This window comes from Guptibacillus spartinae (genome assembly GCF_028610625.1).
Lineage (GTDB): Bacteria > Bacillota > Bacilli > Bacillales > Guptibacillaceae > Guptibacillus > Guptibacillus spartinae.
In genome coordinates, this window is the sequence record NZ_JAQQWU010000003.1 from 340,197 (window position 1) to 358,618 (window position 18,422).

Below are 18,422 nucleotides of genomic sequence, written 5' to 3' on the forward strand. Positions count from 1 at the left end.
GTTAGTTTAAATACGCTATTGTTCATATAACAAAAGGGAGTGTTCATCTTGGTTAAACCATTTTCAGGATTGCAAAGAAGCGTAGTACTTGATCAAATCGTCTCAGAGGAATTAGATGTTCTTGTTGTTGGAGGAGGAATAACAGGTGCCGGCATTTTACTTGACTCTGCTTCAAGAGGAATGAATGCGGCTGTTATTGAAATGCAGGACTTTGCGGCTGGTACGTCGAGTCGCTCAACGAAGCTTGTTCACGGTGGCTTACGCTATCTTAAAAATTTAGAAATTGGGCTAGTTGCGGAAGTAGGGAAAGAGCGTGCGATTGTGTATGAAAACGCGCCTCATGTCACAACGCCAGAATGGATGCTACTACCAATTATTAAAGGCGGTACATTTGGGAAATTCTCTACAGGTGCAGGACTTGCTCTTTATGACAGGCTAGCGGGTGTTAAACGAAAAGAAAGAAGAAGCATGTTATCTAAGAAAGAAACGTTAGATAAGGAACCGCTTCTTAGGAAGAGTGACATAAAAGGCGGCGGTTATTATGTAGAGTACCGTACGGATGACGCGCGTCTTACGCTAGAAATTATGAAAGAAGCCGTTCATCGCGGTGGCAAAGCCGTTAACTATGTAAAAGCAGAACAGCTTTTATACGAAGATGGAAAAATAGTTGGTGTTCGTGCCAAAGACGTGGTGACTGGTGAAACGCGTGAAATTCGTGCGAAAAAAGTTGTGAACGCAGCTGGTCCGTGGGTAGATGAAATTCGTGAGCTCGATCAATCTAGAAAAGGAAAGCACATGTTCCTAACAAAAGGCGTGCATCTTGTGTTTGATCAGTCTAAATTCCCACTTCAGCAAGCCGTCTATTTCGATACACCGTTTGATGATGGTCGTATGATGTTTGCGATTCCGCGCGCTGGCAAAACCTATATCGGAACAACGGATACACACTATACGAAAAATCCTGTCCATCCTCAAATGACAGTTGAAGACAGAGATTATATTGTGGATGCAGCAAACTACATGTTCCCTGGAATCAATGTCACAAAAGATGATGTCGAATCTAGCTGGTCAGGCGTTCGCCCGTTGATCCATGAAGAAGGAAAAGATCCATCAGAAATTTCTCGTAAGGATGAAATTTTCCTTTCTGATTCTGGTTTAATCACGATTGCTGGTGGTAAACTTACAGGCTACCGCAAAATGGCTGAAAAAGTGGTTAATCTTATTACAGATCAATTTAAAGAAGAAAAATATAAAAAGTTCCCTGCTTCTACTACGAAAAACATGATCCTCTCAGGCGGCTATGTTGGAGGAAGTAAAGGATTCAAAGAATACGCAACCGAACAAGTACGACGTGGGACAACGCTTGGGTTAAGCGTGAAAGAAGCCGAAACACTCGTACAACGTTATGGTTCAAACATTGAACGTATTTACCAAATCATTGAAACCGTTGGTACTGAAGCAAACTTCCATCACTTAAGTCTTGAAGTATTCGCTACGCTAATCTATGGCATTGAAGAAGAAATGGTGGCAACACCGCTTGATTATTTCAACCGTAGAACAAGTGCGCTTTACTTTGATATTGATTGGGTTCGTCGCTGGAAAGAGCCTGTCATTGAGTACATGGCGAAGCGACTCAACTGGTCAAACGAAATGAAACAAGCACACATTCAGGAACTTGATAAGCAAATGCATGATGCAGTTGTACCGTTGAAAGTAAAATAAGACTTGAAAAAGCCGGAGCAGATGCTTCGGCTTTTTTTGTGGTGGTTGTGGGCGTGATCTCCTACCGCAAAAATGGCTTTAATCTATATGTGCTTTGAAATAGGAAATGGTACAATAGGGGAAGTTGAATTGGAACCGTCACTTTGGTTCTTACATAGGAGGTTTACGAATGGTTAAAGTTCGTATGAAAGATGTTATTGAAAAATTCAATCTTGAGCTTGTAAGCGGTGAGGAAGGGATTCACCGTCCGATTACAACGAGTGATATCTCGCGTCCTGGGCTTGAGATGGCAGGTTTTTTCACCTATTATCCGGCAGAACGTTTGCAGCTTCTTGGAAAAACGGAAATGTCGTTTTTTCACGGTCTTCCTCAAGATCAGAAGGTGGAGCGAATGCAGAAGCTCTGTACAGACGAAACACCAGGCATTGTGCTTTCAAGAGATATGGAAGTTCCTGAAGAATTGATCCGTGCTTCGAAAGAAAAAGATGTTCCTATTATACGTTCAACAATGACAACAACTCGTTTGAGCAGCCGCTTAACAAACTACCTTGAAAGTCAGCTGGCTCCTAACACAGCCATTCACGGTGTCCTTGTTGATATTTACGGTGTCGGTGTTTTAATTACTGGATCAAGTGGTGTAGGAAAGAGTGAAACGGCTCTTGAACTTGTGAAACGAGGTCACCGTCTTGTAGCCGATGATTCAGTCGAGATTCGTCAAGAAGCTGAAAATACGCTTGTGGGCAGTGCCCCTGAACTGATTCAGCATCTACTTGAAATTCGTGGGCTTGGCATTATTAACGTCATGACGTTATTCGGTGCAGGAGCCATTCGAAACTACAAGAAAATTTCTCTTGTTATGAATCTGGAACTATGGGATTCCAAAAAAGTGTACGATCGGCTTGGTCTTGAAGAAGAGTATATGCAAATCATCGATTCAAATGTACCGCGCCTTGTTGTGCCAGTTCGCCCGGGGAGAAACCTTGCCATTATTATCGAGGTTGCTGCGATGAACTTCCGCTTGAAAAATATGGGGATGAATGCAGCAAAGCAATTTTCAGAAAGACTAACGAGAGAAATTGAAGACGGAGATGAACACGACAGCATCTAGTCTAATGTAGGATATGGATAAAGGAGAGACAACAATATGTTAGCCTCAATACAGCCTCTTGATCGTGTCGCCCTAGAGCTTGGACCGATCTCAATTTATTGGTATGGCATCATCATTGCTTTAGGTGCTTACCTTGGTTTACTTTTAGCGATCAGGGAAACACAACGCCAGGGATTACCGAAAGAAACGTTTGTTGATCTAATTTTGTGGGCAGTTCCGCTTGCGATTATTTCAGCTCGTATTTACTATGTAACCTTCCAATGGAGCTACTACAAAGATAACCCAGGAGATATCTTTGCGATTTGGGAAGGTGGTATAGCCATTCACGGTGCCTTAATTGGTTCTGTGATTACAGCCATTATTTTCACAAGAAAGCGCGGACTCTCTTTCTGGAAAATTGCAGATATCGCTGCACCTAGTATTCTTCTTGGGCAAGCCATTGGCCGATGGGGAAACTTTATGAATCAGGAAGCACACGGGGGACCTGTCACCAGAGCATTTCTCGAGAACTTGATGCTTCCAGAGTTTATTATTAATCAAATGTACATTGATGGGACTTATTATCATCCGACATTTCTTTATGAGTCACTTTGGAATATAATCGGTGTTATTCTCTTAGTGATTCTCCAACGAACGTCATTGAAGCGAGGAGAAATATTCCTCTCTTACGTCATTTGGTATTCATTTGGACGTTATTTTATTGAAGGATTGCGAACTGATAGTCTCATGTTGACAGAAACGTTGAGAATTGCTCAGGTTATATCGATCGTACTGATCATTGTATCGATTGCATTGATCATTTACCGTCGTAAGGTTATGAAAGCAACGCCTTATAACGAACAAGGATAGGGGGGACAGCTGTGGGGATTTTGAAACGTGGTTTAAAAGCTGGACTAATGACGACGTGGGAACTTGGAAAAATCATTTTTCCGATTACCTTAGTGATGACTCTACTTCGCTATACACCTGTCCTTGAATGGATCGTCACGCTGATTGCCCCCGTCATGAAATGGATTGGTTTGTCAGGCGATGCAGCGATTCCTTTAGTTTTAGGTAATTTCTTGAACCTATATGCTGGTATTGGTGCCATTTTAACCCTCGATTTAACGGTTAAAGAGGTTTTCATTCTGGCCGTTATGCTATCCTTCTCACATAATTTACTGATTGAGTCAGGTGTGGCAGCAAGAGTGGGGGTGAAACTCTGGGTCATCCTTGCTGTAAGAATTGGGCTCGCTGTACTATCTGCTTTTGTGATTCACCTTGTTTGGCAAGGCGGCGGCGAGCAGGCGGCGTACGGACTTGTGTCTCAAACGAATGAGACGGTAAGTGGCTGGGGAGCCATTATACTTCAAGGATTAGAAAAAGCGTCATTAGGCGTTCTTCAACTTGCACTAATCGTCATTCCGCTGATGATTTTTATCCAGGTCATGAAAGATTTGTCCTGGCTTACGACTTTCTCCCGTTGGATGGCGCCGGTCACAAGAAGCCTTGGCATGAAAGAAAATACATCGACAACGCTTGCCGCTGGTCTTGTGTTTGGGCTTGCTTACGGTGCTGGTGTGATGATTCAGGCTGTAAAGGATGATGGTGTAGAGAAAAAAGATCTTTATTTAGCGTTTATTTTTCTCGTAGCGTGCCATGCTGTCATAGAGGATACCCTTATTTTCATTCCGCTTGGGATTCCGGTTATCTGGCTGCTTCTCGTCAGACTAGTGACAGCGATACTCCTCACAATCATCATCTCCATTATATGGAAAAGACGTGAATTAAATGCTTCAAAAAGAAAGGAACCATCGTATGAGTATTAACACCATTTTATTTGATTTAGACGGAACATTGATTAATACAAATGATTTAATTATGGCTTCATTCAGACATACGTTTGACCATTTTTATCCTGGTCGTTACGGAGATGAAGACTTAAAACAGTTTATTGGAGAGCCTCTTTACTTAACGTTTGCCAAGCATGATGAAAGTCGTGCAGAAGAAATGGTCGCTTTTTATCGTGACCATAACATTACACATCACGATGAGCTCGTCACGGAATTTGAGGGCGTTTTTGAAACGGTGAAGACGTTATCTGAAAAGGGATATAAGCTTGCGATTGTCACATCGAAAATGAGAAATACGGTGGAAATGGGGTTAAAGCTAACAAAGCTTGATCAGTTTTTCCCTGTGGTGATCACGGTTGATGAAGTCGACAACCCTAAACCACACCCTGAGCAGCTTGAAACAGCTATGAACAAACTCGGTTCTGGTCGTGAAGAAACGCTAATGGTGGGAGATAGCCAATACGATATTTTAGCTGGTCAAAATGCAGGTGTAACGACAGTCGGTGTGTCTTGGACCATTAAGGGATGCGACTTTCTTGCTTCGTTTAAGCCAGATTACCTCGTTGATCATATGGAAGAAATTCTTGCGATTGCTGGAGCTGACAAGTGAGAAACACGGAGCGGTACCCCGTCACAGGTAGCAACGCTCTCTGGCAAATTTATAAAACCGTTCCGTTTTGGAAGGTCGTTAAGAATTTTATTGTGATTCAACTCGCTCGCTATACGCCGTTTATTCCATTGAAGAACTGGTTATATAAAACGTTTCTTGGCGTAAAAATTGGTGACCAAACGGCATTTGCTCTCATGGTGATGCTGGATATTATGTTTCCAGAGAAAATCTCTGTCGGTAAGAATTCGATTATTGGATACAATACGACGATTCTCGCTCACGAATACTTAATTGATGAGTACCGGCTTGGAGATGTTGTCATTGGCGATCGCGTCATGATTGGAGCAAATAGTACTTTATTGCCTGGCATCACGATTGGTGATGGAGCAATTGTTTCAGCAGGCACACTTGTGCATAAAAGTGTGCCTGCAGGAGCTTTTGTTGGTGGAAATCCAATGCAGGTCATTTATACGAAAGAAGAACGAGCAAAGCATGATATATAAAAGCCCGCAGCATCTGCTGCGGGCTTTCTTACGTTTATTCGTCACCCTGATCTGTTAGAATCACTGGGCCGTCTTTTGTAATAGCCAGCGTGTGCTCGTACTGAGCAGATGTTGAGCCATCTACTGTGCGAGCTGTCCAGCCATCTTCATCTATCGTGCTGTATGGTTTACCGATGTTGAGCATCGGTTCAATTGTAATGACCATACCTTCTTTCAGTCTAGCGCCTGTACCCGGCTGACCGAAGTGTGGAATCATTGGTTCTTCATGAAGCGTCGGTCCAATGCCGTGTCCAGTGAAATCGCGAACAACGCCAAATCCTTCTGCTTCTGCATATTTTTGAATCGCATGACCAATGTCGCCAATACGATTGCCGATGACGGCTTGCTCGATACCTAAGTAGAGAGATTTTTTCGTCGCTTCAAGCAAATGCTGCTTTTCCTCTGAAATTTCTCCTACTGCATATGTCCATGCAGAATCAGCAAGTGCACCATTTAAGTTGACAACCATGTCGATTGTAACGATGTCGCCTTCTTTCAGTTTCCTTGAACCTGGGAAACCGTGACAAATGACATCATTTACGGAAGCACAAGTGGCGTATGGGTAATCTTGATAACCTTTTTGTTCTGGAGTCGCCCCGCGCTCTTCTAAAAAGAGTTCAACAAAATCATCAATTTGTTTCGTTGTCACACCTGGCTTAATAATACTGCGAAGTTCTTTGTGGCAGTCAGCCAGAACCTCACCAGCTTGTTTCATTAGTTGAATTTCTCGGCTTGTTTTACGGTGAATCATGTTTTCGCCTACTTTCTGCGTTATCGTTCAATCCGTTAGGAGGACGTGTTTCTCAACAATGAGAAGTCAAAGTCCAATTTCTAACACGTTATGCGGAAGATCTTCCCTCAGTTACTGTAACAAAAAAGCCCGCAAATTGCAGGCTTCTTGATTAAAGTAAGTAAAATCCGATCCCCATTATTAAGTAAGCAGCGAGTAACGTCGCTCCTTCAAACCAGTTCGTTTCGCCATCATTACTAATGACAATCGTAAGTAGTACGGCTGTTACCATTGTTACGAGCTCGGGCAATGTAAAGACGAGTGACATTTGTACTGGAAAGAAAAGAGAGATGAGGACGAGTATAGGTGCAACAAACATGGCCACTTGAAGTGTTGAACCAACTGCTATTTCAACGGCTACATCCATTTTATTTTTGTAAGCCATGATGATCGCAGAAGCATGCTCCGCCGCATTTCCAACAATGGCTACAATGATGACCCCAATAAATAATTCGCTCCATCCAAATGTCTCGCCAACCGTCTCGAACGTATGCACGAGACTTTCCGACACATAAGCTACTGCCGCAGTTGAAAGGGCTAACACAAGGATCGCCTTTTTGCTCGTCCACTCAGGTTCTTCGTGAGCTTGTTCGCCACCTTCTTTATCGGAGACATGCTGATACACGCCGCGATGTGTGACAAGCTTAAAGAAAAGCGCAGCAAGGTAAAGAACGATTAGGATAATGGAGATACCGGTACTTAAAGAAATCGCTTCTGCCTCACTCATGTTCATTGAGAATACTTCAGGAATAACAAAAGCCACGATCACACCAAACATCAGCAGTCCGGAATTGTGCCTGGCATCATAAACGTTGAATTTTTGTCTTTTAAACTTCAATCCTCCAATAAAAAAGGATAGTCCAGCAACAAGGAGGAGGTTACCTAGAACCGATCCCGTTAGTGAAGCAAGCACAATTTCAATTAGTCCTTCTTTTAATGCAAAAATGGAAATGATGAGTTCTACCGCATTTCCAAACGTAGCGTTAAGCAATCCACCAATTCGAGGTCCGGATATTACGGCAAGACTTTCGGTCGCTCTCCCCATATAAGCAGCAAGAGAAATAATTGTTAAACAGTAGACAACAAACATCAGCGTTTGAGACCAGTGCAGAAGGCTTCCTGCAACGGATAAGGGTACTCCGATGATCACGAGAAAAAAGAAAATTTTATTAACCACGTGTCACATCCTCTCTTTTCAACATTTAGTCTTTTCCTCATTATAGATTTCCTTATTTGGAAAAGAAAGTTTCTTTCATAGCTATTACCCCAATTTAAGGAAAAGTGATCACGAATAGGAGAAATAACCCCAACAATCGACATCATTCCTTAAGATCACCTAAAAAATAAAGGTAATTCACAATGGAGTACAGAAAAGGAGTAAAGGGAATAATGCCCCATATTGGTTGACGAAAAAAATAAAGCCGTGTAAACTACAAATAACTTCATCTTGTTAGTATGTTAGCGAACTAAAGGGAATGTGAGGTGCACAAAATGACAAGACCATTCGTATTTGAGAAGCCACTCGGTATGCGCGATACGCTACCGGTCCTATATGACTTGAAAACAAGCATTCGAGAGAAGATTCAGCGTGTAACAGAAGGATGGGGCTATCGTTTTATGAACACCCCGACGCTAGAGTACTATGAAACGGTCGGAGAAGCTTCTGCTATTCTTGATCAGCAGCTTTTTAAACTACTTGATCAGCGTGGCAATACGCTCGTGTTAAGGCCTGACATGACCGCACCAATTGCTCGTGTCGCAGCTTCTAGTCTTAAAAACGAGCCATTTCCACTCCGTCTTGCCTATGATTCCAATGTGTTTCGGGCACAAGAAGACGAAGGCGGAAAGCCAGCTGAATTTGAACAAATTGGCGTCGAGTTAATCGGAGATCGGACCACTAGTGCTGATGCGGAAGTCATTGCGTTAATGGCAGCTGTTTTAGAAGAAGCTGGCCTTGAAGATTTCCAAATCGCTATTGGACACGTTGGCTTTATTCAAGAGCTGTTTCTATCGATCGTTGGAAACGAAGAACGCGCGGCTGTGCTTCGCCGTTATTTATATGAGAAAAATTACGTCGGCTACCGTCAGCATGTTCGTGAGATGCCGCTATCGACAATCGATCAAAAAAGATTAATGGCTCTGCTCACGCTTCGCGGTGATGGATCAAAATTAGAAGAAGCGATTGAACTTCTTCCAAACAAAGCTGGTGAACGAGTTCTTAATGAACTGCGCACGTTATTACATACGCTCGAGGCTTATGGAGTCGCAGATCAAGTGAAATTTGATTTTACACTTGTAAGTCATATGAGTTACTACACAGGGGTTGTATTTGAAGGATATGCGAACAACCTTGGTGTGCCTCTAAGTAATGGTGGCCGTTACGATGAGCTACTTGAACGATTTGATCGACCAGCACAGGCAACGGGATTTGGGATTCGCCTTGATCACCTTGCAGAAGCCCTAGGAGTAACGGACAATGAGCGTCTTCCAAATGCCATTATTTTCAGCCCTGAGCGAAGAGAAGAAGCCATTCAACAGGCATCCGAACGACGAGCGGGTGGCGAGAAAGTTGTTGTACAGGAATTAAGCGGCGTAACGAATCTTGATGCATATTCTGAGCGTTTTGAGGACGTAACCTATTTAATCGGTAAAAACGGAAAGGGGATGTAGTGATGCTAACGATGGCCATGCCGAAAGGGCGTATTTTTGAAGAAGCGGTTGAATTGCTTCGAAATGCAGGTTATCAACTTCCCCCTGAGTTTGATGATTCACGGAAGTTAATTATCGATATAGAAGAAGAAAATCTTCGGTTTATTTTAGCGAAACCAATGGATGTTCCAACTTATGTGGAGCACGGCGTAGCTGACGTTGGGATCGCTGGTAAAGATGTGATGCTTGAAGAGGAACGGAATGTGTATGAAGTGCTTGATCTTAAAATTAGCGGCTGTTATCTCGCGGTAGCAGGGCTCTCGGATGGTCCAATTAAAGGGGTGGCACCGAAGATCGCAACAAAATATCCGAACGTTGCGTCGAATTACTTCCGTCAGCAGGGAGAGCAAGTTGAAATCATTAAGCTAAACGGTTCGATTGAGCTTGCGCCACTGATTGGTCTAGCGGATCGCATCGTTGATATTGTTTCAACAGGTCGAACCTTAACAGAAAACGGGTTAATGGAAACGGCATTTATTGAGCCAATCACATCGCGCTTTATTGTGAACCCGGTAAGTTATCGAACGAAAGACGCCATTATTGATGATATGGTCGAACGTCTTTCAGCGGTTGTGGAAGGAGAGAGTGTAGATGAGAATCGTTAACCGGAAAGACGGGATTTCCATTAAACGCTCGATTGAGCAAGGGACGGAAGAGCAGCGTCAGGCTGTTCTTTCGATTCTTTCACAAGTGAAAGAAACTGGTGATCAAGCGGTTAAGGAAAATACAAAGAAGTTTGATGGAGCGGATTTAGAAGAACTTCGCGTTTCAACTGAAGAAATCGAAAAAGCCTATCGCGATTTATCTGAAGAACTCATCACAACGATTAGGCAAGCCGCTGAAAATATCCAGACGTTTCATGAGCGTCAACGTCGCCAATCCTGGTTTACGACGGCTGAAGACGGCACAATGTTAGGACAAAAAGTGACGCCGCTTGATTCTGTTGGTGTCTATGTTCCTGGAGGAAAAGCAGCCTACCCTTCTTCCGTGCTTATGAACGTCATTCCGGCTATCGCAGCGGGTGTAAAGCGCATTGCGATGGTCACACCACCTGATGCAGAGGGAAATGTCCCTTCTGGTGTTCTTGTCGCAGCAAATGAAGTCGGCGTCACGGAAATCTTTAAAGTTGGCGGCGCTCAGGCAGTTGCAGCACTCGCATACGGGACTGAAACAATTGCTCCGGTTGATAAAATTGTAGGACCAGGTAATATTTTCGTTGCGCTGGCGAAACGAGAAGTGTTTGGGATCGTCGATATCGATATGATTGCTGGACCGAGCGAAATCGTTGTGCTAGCGGATGAACGTGCGAACCCAGCTTATGTGGCAGCAGATCTTTTATCCCAAGCTGAGCATGATGAGCGGGCAAGCGCAGTTCTGGTCACAACATCATCTGCACTTGCTGAGCGCGTCCGGGAAGAAGTGAAGAAACAGCTCGTTGAACTTCCGCGTGCCGAAATTGCCGCAACGTCGATTGAAGATTATGGCATGATTTATGTCGTAGATCACCTTGCGGAAGCGGTTGAAGCTGTGAATGAGCTTGCGCCTGAGCACCTTGAAATCATGGTAGATGAACCGATGACGCTTCTCGGAAAAATTCGTCACGCAGGTGCGATTTTCCTTGGACCTTATAGCTCTGAACCTATTGGGGATTATTTTGCTGGACCTAACCACGTGCTTCCAACGAATGGAACGGCACGCTTTTCAAGTCCCCTCTCAGTAGATGACTTTATAAAAAAATCGAGCGTGATTTCTTATAGTAAAGAAGCATTAAGACAGAATGGTAACAGCATCGTGGCGCTCGCTAAGCTTGAAGGACTTGATGCTCACGCGAGAGCTGTTGAACTTCGATTGGAGGATTTAAAATGAGTGAAGAGAGAAAAAGTTCCATTTCGAGAGAAACCTCTGAAACATCGATTAACTTATCCTTTGGGGTGGACGGAAGCGGAAAAACCGATTTGCAAACCGGCGTTCCTTTTCTTACTCACATGCTTGATTTGTTCACTAAGCATGGCAAGTTTGATTTAGCGATCGCGGCAAATGGTGACACGGAAGTTGATGACCACCACACAACAGAAGACATAGGTATTTGTCTTGGTGAAGCGCTAAAACAGGCACTTGGGTCAAAAGAAGGCATTAAGCGATATGGGAATACGTTTGTTCCAATGGATGACGCGCTTGCTCAGGTTGTCGTGGATTTAAGTAATCGTCCTCACCTTGAATATCGTGTGGAACTTCCATCGACGCGCGTTGGAACATTTGATACGGAATTGGTGCATGAGTTTTTATGGAAACTTGCGATTGAAGCAAGAATGAACTTACATGTGATCGTTCATTACGGACACAATACACATCACATCATAGAAGCCATTTTTAAAGCACTTGGACGTGCTCTCGATGAGGCAACGCTGATCGATCCTCGAGTAAAAGGTGTGCCATCAACGAAAGGAATGCTGTAAATGATCGGAATTATAGATTATGGCATGGGGAATTTATATAGCGTGAGTAAGGCGCTTGAGCGTCTCGGCTATGACTATTTTATTTCAGAAGATGAGAAGGAACTCGCCAAAGCGACGGGACTTCTCCTTCCTGGAGTTGGTTCTTTTCGTGATGCGATGGCGATCTTAACCGAAACAGGCTTAAAATCTTTTATTGAAAAAGAAGTGGAAGCAGGCAAACCGTTACTTGGCATTTGTCTTGGCATGCAGCTTCTGTTTGAAGAAAGTGATGAAAATGGGTATGCGAAAGGTTTCTCTTTTTTACCGGGTAAAGTAAAGAAGTTTCCTGGCAAAGATGCAGCTGGTAACGCCTATAAAGTTCCGCATATGGGATGGAACAAACTAGTCATCCATCAACCTGATTCCTTTTTAATGAATGATGTCGGAGATGAGCACGTGTATTTTGTTCACTCCTATTATGTTGATACAGATGATCGTGATGTTTTAATTTCAACAGCTAATTATGCTGAGGAAGTTCCGGCTGTTGTAGGAAAAGGTAAGGTGTTTGGTACCCAGTTCCACCCTGAAAAAAGCAGTCATGCCGGTCTTACAATTCTAAAAAACTATGCCCACTACGTAGAAAGGAATGACGCATAAGATGCCCATTACCATTTATCCTGCTATTGATATGAGAGGCGGCAAATGTGTACGCCTTTTGCAAGGTGATTACAACAAAGAAACGGTTTACGGTGATTCGCCTTATGACATGGCGAAGCAATTTGCTGATGATGGAGCCGAGTGGATTCATATGGTTGATCTTGACGGAGCAAGAGAAGGAAAGCGTGTGAATGATCGCCACGTTCTTGAGGTGGCCAACAACTTATCAGCGCGTGTACAAGTTGGGGGAGGAATTCGAACGGAAGAAGACGTTGCTTATTACCTTGAAAACGGTGTTGATCGGATTATTCTCGGTAGCAGTGCCATATCTGACCCGGACTTTGTGAAAAGAATGCTTTCGAAATACAAAGAAAAGATCGCGATCGGAATTGATGCAAGAGATGGGTATGTCGCTGTTGAAGGCTGGCTAAAAACATCTGAAATTAAAGCAGTGGATCTCGGAAAAGAACTTGCTGAGCATGGCGCAGAGGTGTTCATCTTTACGGATATTTCAAAAGACGGCACGCTATCAGGCCCAAACGTTGAAGCAATTGCTGAACTTGGCGAGGCGACAGGCAAAGAAGTGATTGCTTCAGGTGGAATCAGCAACCTTGATGATGTGAAAAGTCTTGAACAAAGAAGTGACTCCATTAGCGGTGCGATTATTGGAAAAGCACTTTACACGAATCAATTTACATTAAAACAAGCGCTGGAGGTCTAGTAATGCTGACGAAACGAATTATTCCGTGCCTGGATGTAAAGGACGGTCGTGTTGTGAAAGGCATCCAGTTTGTAGGTCTTAGAGATGCAGGTGATCCTGTTGAGTTAGCGAGAGTGTATGATCAAGAAGGGGCAGATGAGCTTGTTTTCTTGGATATCTCTGCTTCTCATGAAGGAAGAGAAACAATGGTCGATGTGGTGCGGCAGGTGGCAGCAGAACTTGCGATTCCATTTACTGTTGGCGGCGGAATTAATAAGCTTGAAGATATGAAGCGCGTGCTTCGCGCAGGAGCAGATAAAGTATCGATGAATACAGCAGCAGTTCTTCGTCCGGAATTAATCCGTGAAGGCGCAGATTATTTTGGAACACAGTGTATGGTTGTGGCAATTGATGCAAAGTGGGAAGAAGAAACAAGTTCCTGGCGTGTCTATACGCATGGTGGACGCACGGCAACGGAATGGGATGCTGTTGAGTGGGCAAGGAAGGCTCAGGAAATGGGAGCAGGCGAAATACTATTAACAAGCATGAATGCTGACGGAAGTAAAGACGGATTTGATGTTCCTTTAACGAAAGCGATTGGCGAGGCCGTTTCGATCCCGGTCATTGCATCCGGAGGAGCGGGATCATCGGAAGATTTTCTAGAGGTCTTTCAGGATGCTTCAGCAGATGCCGCTCTTGCCGCATCGATCTTCCACTATAAAGAAACCTCACTATCACATGTGAAAGATTACTTAAAACAAAACGGGGTGGCGATTCGATGAATACCGACATGATTCAATTTGATGAAAAGGGCCTTGTCCCAGCAATTGTACAGGATGTAGTGAGTAAAGAAGTGCTAACACTAGCATATATGAACAAAGAGTCTCTTACGAAAACATTGGAAACAAAGGAAACGTGGTTCTATAGTCGTTCGCGTGAAGAGCTCTGGCATAAGGGAGAGACTTCAGGAAATACGCAACAAGTGGTAGATCTTCGATATGATTGCGATCAAGATGCTGTTCTTGTACTTGTGAACCCTTCTGGACCAGCCTGTCATAAAGGAACGTATTCTTGCTTCAACGATTCGTTACTTTCAGAAGAAGCATCTCCGAACGCGGATCGTTTTGCAATCCTCAATACGCTTGAGCAAACGATTGCTAAAAGAGAAGCTGAGCTTCCTGATGGAGCTTATACAACTTATCTCTTTAATGAAGGTGTGGATAAGATACTAAAGAAGGTCGGCGAAGAAGCTTCTGAAGTCATCATTGCCGCGAAAAATCGCAACCACCAAGAACTTACATGGGAATCAGCCGACTTGCTATTCCATTTGATGGTACTGTTGAGAGAGCAAGAATGCGCGCTTGATGACGTTCTTAAAGTTCTTAATGAACGACACGCTTCGAAATAATGAAACTTTTTTCTTTCCAGCTCGTAGAGAAGAGTAAATTCACTGATGAGAAATGGAGAGAAGAAGCATGTTTGTAGGATTTATGTTTATTGGACTTGCTATTGGTTTATTCCTTGGTCAGCCTGGACCTGGTGTTCTTCTTGGAATGGGCGTCGGCTTTATTGCACAGAAACTGGCAAAACACAGAAAAGATATGTGGAAATAAAAACGAGCTCATGAGCTCGTTTTTATTTTGCGCCAGATCAAAACGATTCGAAGAGTGAAAATGGGGCTTTAGGTAGTTTTTTCTACTTATTTTCTTTTAGGACTGGACGGTCGATGTATGTTATACTTTTGAACGGATATGACTGGTAATAGCATTATTCGAAGCGAAATTATTGGGGGGAAACATGAGGAAAGAACTTCATGCTTCTTCGGAAATGAAAGGCCGACTGATTCCGTTCGTTCAGGACGGAGATTATTTTTATAAAAAGGCCATGAGAGCCTATCAGCAACGGAATTTGGATAAAGCAAGACAGCATCTTGAACGTGCGGTTAAACTTGTCCCCGAAGAAGTCGATTATATATGTCAACTTGCAGCGGTCCTGTCGGAATTAGGCGAATATGAAGCATCAAATGAGTGGCTGAATTTTGTACTTGACGATCTTGATCCTGAATACTATGATTGCTACTTTTTCCTTGCGAACAACTTTGCACATATGGGTCTGTTTAAACAAACGGAAGAGCATGCACGAACTTACCTTCAGCATGAACCAGAAGGTGAATTTATGGAAGATGCCGAGGAGTTAGTCGATCTGATCTTGTTCGAGCAATCCGAGGATTTGCCACAGGAAATTGGTGAAGAAGAGCAGCTGATTCAAGAACATGAAGCCGCTCGAAAAGCGATTGAAACCGGGAATTTTCTTGAAGCGATTGATTTACTCGAGCGAATGACAGACGTTTATTCGGAATTTTGGCCGGCGTACAATAACCTTGCGCTCGCTTATTTTTATAGTGAGCAATACGAGAAAGCCGTCCAAGTGCTCGATGACGTTTTAACAAAAAACGAAGGAAACCTAAATGCGGTTTGTAATTTAACGCTTTTCTATGATTTCCTTGGTCAACATGTTAAACGTGATGTGATGCTTGAAAGACTGAAAAACGTCTACCCGATTCATCCTGACCATTCTTATAAGCTAGGAAGCACATTTGGATTTTTAGGTGAACATGAGCTTGCCTTTCACTGGCTACGTAAAGTTGAGAGTACTAGGCACGAGTGGGACATACCGTTCTATCATTGGATCGCGGTCTCAGCGTTTCATCTTGATCGCCCTGACCTTGCAAAGCGCTACTGGAAGAAGGTTCAACGTGTTGACGCGGCGAATGAAATGGCAGCGCGTTATCTTACAGAACTAGAAGAAGGGACGCTTCTTAAAAATCAGGTTAGCTATCGGTCCCAGATGCCTCAAGAAGATGATCACCCTGAGGGAAAACATGATTATCATGCCAGAATGACTCATCTGATGCTTCTCTATACAAGACGAGATTCAGAAAGTGCTTCGATTTTACAAACGTATTGCAAACGGAAAGACGAGCCTCTTCTTGTGAAGGAGCTTTCGGCTTATATTGCCATCACGCTTTCTGATGATCCGGTTCAAATTGTGGATGATGAAAAAGCGTATACCGTTCATACGCAGACTGATTTTCCTGAGTACGTGCGAGCAGGTATGCGTATTATCGCTGAGCTTGAACAGGCTGATATTAGTGACTCAGATTTACATGAGCTAATTGCGATGATCTGGTTACCTTGTTATGTTAAACTTTCTGATAGTAGCGAAGCTTTTCAAAACGTGAAAGCAACGGCAGCTGCGATGTTTTACATGTGGCATAAAGTAAAACAAACAAATGTCACTCAAATCGAAGTCGCCAATGCATTCGGTGTCTCTGGATCGACAGTGTATGCTTATCGTAAGAAGTTAACGCACTTACTTGAGACAAAGGACGTTTGAGCAGACTAGTAGACTTTTGATCAACAATCAGATATGATTCTAAATAAGAAACATTATTCTTTGATAATTAATATAATCTAATGATAGAAACGTGAAGGAAGTGAAGCAGATGAGTGAAAAGATTTATGATGTCATTATTGTCGGTGCCGGACCTGCAGGTATGACTGCAGCTGTATACACTTCTCGTGCTAATCTCGACGTTCTTATGATTGAACGAGGGATTCCGGGCGGACAAATGGCAAATACAGAAGATGTAGAAAATTATCCAGGTTTTGATAGCATTCTAGGTCCTGATCTTTCTACGAAAATGTTTGAGCACGCGAAGAAATTTGGCGCTCAATATCAATATGGTGATGTAAAAGAAATTCGTGATAATGGTGACTATAAGACAGTCGTATCTGGGAACCAAGAATTTCATGCAAAAGCGATTATTGTTACGAGTGGTGCAGAATATAAGAAAATTGGTGTTCCTGGAGAAGCAGAATACAGCGGCCGCGGGGTATCCTATTGTGCGGTTTGTGACGGAGCTTTCTTTAAGAACAAAGAGCTTGTCGTAGTAGGTGGGGGCGATTCAGCTGTTGAAGAAGGCGTGTATCTCACACGATTTGCTTCAAAAGTAACGATTGTACACAGACGCGATCAGCTACGAGCACAGAAAATTCTACAACAGCGTGCGTTTGATAACGAGAAGATTGATTTTATCTGGAATCATACTGTAAAAGAGATCCTTGGTGAAAATGGCAAAGTGAATAAAACACTTCTTGTTAACACAGTAACGGGTGAAGAGCGTGAATTCAGCGCGGATGGTGTCTTTATTTACATCGGTATGCTTCCGTTAAACCAAGCTGTTAGCGGTCTTGATATTACAAACGAAGAAGGCTATATCGTCACAGATGAAAACATGGCGACGAAGGTTCCTGGTATTTATGCAGCAGGTGACATTCGTGACAAAATGCTTCGTCAAATTGTAACGGCTACTGGTGATGGTAGTATTGCTGCCCAGTCAGTTCAACACTACATTGAATCGCTAGAAGATGCTGGAAAAGAAGCGCTCGTTTAATGCAATAAAAGCAGAGAATCAATAGGGTCCTCTGCTTATTTTATTTCAAGAGACTCCGTGAGTATACTTCATTTCGACAGCCTTCGAGGGGTGCCTGTCACCGCGTCATTCGCTTTTAACTTGTCTGTAACAGCGGTGAAACACAAATGGGGTACACTAGAAGTAGATTTAACCCCCTTTAAATAGAATCACTTTGTTGCACGGGCATAACGCACCGTGCTCTTTTTTTTGCCAGGAGTAGAAGAATCTTCACAGCTTATCCAAACCGCTCTCATTGTTCATGGTCCCCAATCATAGTATACTATGGATAGAAAATCTTGAAGTCTGTGCTTTTTTCAGACTTTCGTATATCAATAGGAAGATTGAATTGAGGTGACAAATGTGCAACGTGTAACAAACTGTATTTTAAATGACGAAGCAAATGATCGCGTCCTCTTGCTACAGAAACCGCGACGTGGATGGTGGGTTGCACCTGGTGGGAAAATGGAATCGGAAGAATCAATCCGTGATTCAGTGATTCGTGAGTTCCGGGAAGAGACGGGGGTTTATTTAAAGAACCCTAAACTAAAAGGAATTTTCACATTCATTATTAAAGAAAATGAAGTAACAAAATCCGAATGGATGATGTTTACGTTTCTTGCAACGGAATACGATGGGGAGCCGGTTGAGAAGTCAGAAGAAGGTAAAGTATCATGGGTGAAAACAGATGATGTCAGTGAACTTCCGATGGCTCCTGGAGATTATCATATTCTTGATTATATGATGAAGGGCCATGGTATCATCTATGGCACATTCACCTATACTCCAGATTTCAAACTACTTTCTTATCGATTAGACCCGTCTTAATGAGAAACCAATAAG

20 protein-coding genes are annotated in these 18,422 nt (G+C 43.1%); 18 read left to right on the forward strand and 2 right to left on the reverse strand.

The window, feature by feature from the left end; translation table 11 throughout:
* The first annotated feature begins 48 nt into the window (after positions 1–48).
* The 6 genes from PQ511_RS08255 (at position 49) to PQ511_RS08280 (ending at position 5,775) form a co-directional block, all read left to right on the forward strand.
* Complete coding sequence (locus PQ511_RS08255; RefSeq protein WP_273851427.1) at positions 49–1,722, forward strand: glycerol-3-phosphate dehydrogenase/oxidase; 1,674 nt, start codon at positions 49–51, stop codon at positions 1,720–1,722.
* Between the two features lie 169 nt (positions 1,723–1,891).
* Positions 1,892–2,830, forward strand: coding sequence for an HPr(Ser) kinase/phosphatase (hprK, locus tag PQ511_RS08260; RefSeq protein WP_226655414.1), 939 nt, complete (start codon positions 1,892–1,894; stop codon positions 2,828–2,830).
* A gap of 36 nt (positions 2,831–2,866) precedes the next feature.
* A complete protein-coding gene (gene lgt / locus PQ511_RS08265) occupies positions 2,867–3,679 on the forward strand; it encodes a prolipoprotein diacylglyceryl transferase (protein ID WP_273851428.1) in 813 nt (270 codons plus the stop codon).
* A 47-nt stretch (positions 3,680–3,726) separates the two neighbouring features.
* Positions 3,727–4,638, forward strand: a complete 912-nt coding sequence (locus PQ511_RS08270) for a nucleoside recognition domain-containing protein (RefSeq protein ID WP_273851556.1) — start codon at positions 3,727–3,729, stop codon at positions 4,636–4,638.
* The gene (gene ppaX, locus PQ511_RS08275; protein ID WP_273851429.1) at positions 4,628–5,272 is read left to right on the forward strand and encodes a pyrophosphatase PpaX; all 645 of its coding nucleotides are present in this window, start codon (positions 4,628–4,630) and stop codon (positions 5,270–5,272) included. Before PQ511_RS08270 ends, ppaX begins: the two co-directional genes overlap by 11 nt.
* The gene (locus PQ511_RS08280) at positions 5,269–5,775 is read left to right on the forward strand and encodes an acyltransferase (RefSeq protein WP_273851430.1); all 507 of its coding nucleotides are present in this window, start codon (positions 5,269–5,271) and stop codon (positions 5,773–5,775) included. Before ppaX ends, PQ511_RS08280 begins: the two co-directional genes overlap by 4 nt.
* Positions 5,776–5,809: 34 nt before the next feature.
* Here the strand turns inward: PQ511_RS08280 and map are convergent, their stop codons facing one another.
* Both map and cax read right to left on the reverse strand, forming a co-directional pair.
* Complete coding sequence (map, locus tag PQ511_RS08285) at positions 5,810–6,565, reverse strand: type I methionyl aminopeptidase (protein ID WP_224596446.1); 756 nt, start codon at positions 6,563–6,565, stop codon at positions 5,810–5,812.
* Between the two features lie 151 nt (positions 6,566–6,716).
* Positions 6,717–7,781, reverse strand: coding sequence for a calcium/proton exchanger (gene cax, locus PQ511_RS08290; RefSeq protein ID WP_273851431.1), 1,065 nt, complete (start codon positions 7,779–7,781; stop codon positions 6,717–6,719).
* Positions 7,782–8,095: 314 nt separating this feature from the next.
* Between cax and PQ511_RS08295 the strand changes: the two genes are divergently transcribed.
* From PQ511_RS08295 to PQ511_RS08350, 12 genes are all read left to right on the forward strand, one after another.
* Entirely contained in the window at positions 8,096–9,274 is a 1,179-nt protein-coding gene (locus PQ511_RS08295; RefSeq protein WP_273851432.1) for an ATP phosphoribosyltransferase regulatory subunit, read from the forward strand.
* A 2-nt stretch (positions 9,275–9,276) separates the two neighbouring features.
* Positions 9,277–9,918 carry an ATP phosphoribosyltransferase gene (gene hisG / locus PQ511_RS08300; RefSeq protein ID WP_273851433.1) on the forward strand — a complete coding sequence of 214 codons (642 nt, stop codon included), beginning with the start codon at positions 9,277–9,279 and terminating at the stop codon, positions 9,916–9,918.
* Positions 9,905–11,179, forward strand: a complete 1,275-nt coding sequence (hisD, locus tag PQ511_RS08305) for a histidinol dehydrogenase (protein WP_273851434.1) — start codon at positions 9,905–9,907, stop codon at positions 11,177–11,179. Before hisG ends, hisD begins: the two co-directional genes overlap by 14 nt.
* A complete protein-coding gene (gene hisB, locus PQ511_RS08310; protein ID WP_273851435.1) occupies positions 11,176–11,769 on the forward strand; it encodes an imidazoleglycerol-phosphate dehydratase HisB in 594 nt (197 codons plus the stop codon). Before hisD ends, hisB begins: the two co-directional genes overlap by 4 nt.
* Complete coding sequence (hisH, locus tag PQ511_RS08315) at positions 11,770–12,405, forward strand: imidazole glycerol phosphate synthase subunit HisH (protein WP_273851436.1); 636 nt, start codon at positions 11,770–11,772, stop codon at positions 12,403–12,405.
* A 1-nt stretch (position 12,406) separates the two neighbouring features.
* Positions 12,407–13,126, forward strand: coding sequence for a 1-(5-phosphoribosyl)-5-[(5-phosphoribosylamino)methylideneamino]imidazole-4-carboxamide isomerase (gene hisA, locus PQ511_RS08320; RefSeq protein ID WP_273851437.1), 720 nt, complete (start codon positions 12,407–12,409; stop codon positions 13,124–13,126).
* Between the two features lie 2 nt (positions 13,127–13,128).
* The gene (hisF, locus tag PQ511_RS08325; protein WP_273851438.1) at positions 13,129–13,887 is read left to right on the forward strand and encodes an imidazole glycerol phosphate synthase subunit HisF; all 759 of its coding nucleotides are present in this window, start codon (positions 13,129–13,131) and stop codon (positions 13,885–13,887) included.
* The gene (gene hisIE, locus PQ511_RS08330; protein ID WP_273851439.1) at positions 13,884–14,513 is read left to right on the forward strand and encodes a bifunctional phosphoribosyl-AMP cyclohydrolase/phosphoribosyl-ATP diphosphatase HisIE; all 630 of its coding nucleotides are present in this window, start codon (positions 13,884–13,886) and stop codon (positions 14,511–14,513) included. Before hisF ends, hisIE begins: the two co-directional genes overlap by 4 nt.
* 67 nt (positions 14,514–14,580) lie before the next feature.
* The gene (locus PQ511_RS08335; RefSeq protein WP_224596409.1) at positions 14,581–14,718 is read left to right on the forward strand and encodes a hypothetical protein; all 138 of its coding nucleotides are present in this window, start codon (positions 14,581–14,583) and stop codon (positions 14,716–14,718) included.
* A 184-nt stretch (positions 14,719–14,902) separates the two neighbouring features.
* Positions 14,903–16,501 (forward strand): tetratricopeptide repeat protein, encoded by a 1,599-nt coding sequence (locus PQ511_RS08340; RefSeq protein WP_273851440.1) that lies wholly within the window; start codon positions 14,903–14,905, stop codon positions 16,499–16,501.
* Between the two features lie 109 nt (positions 16,502–16,610).
* Complete coding sequence (trxB, locus tag PQ511_RS08345; protein WP_098445028.1) at positions 16,611–17,561, forward strand: thioredoxin-disulfide reductase; 951 nt, start codon at positions 16,611–16,613, stop codon at positions 17,559–17,561.
* 381 nt (positions 17,562–17,942) lie between these two features.
* Positions 17,943–18,407, forward strand: coding sequence for an 8-oxo-dGTP diphosphatase (locus PQ511_RS08350; protein ID WP_224596832.1), 465 nt, complete (start codon positions 17,943–17,945; stop codon positions 18,405–18,407).
* Positions 18,408–18,422: the final 15 nt, after the last annotated feature.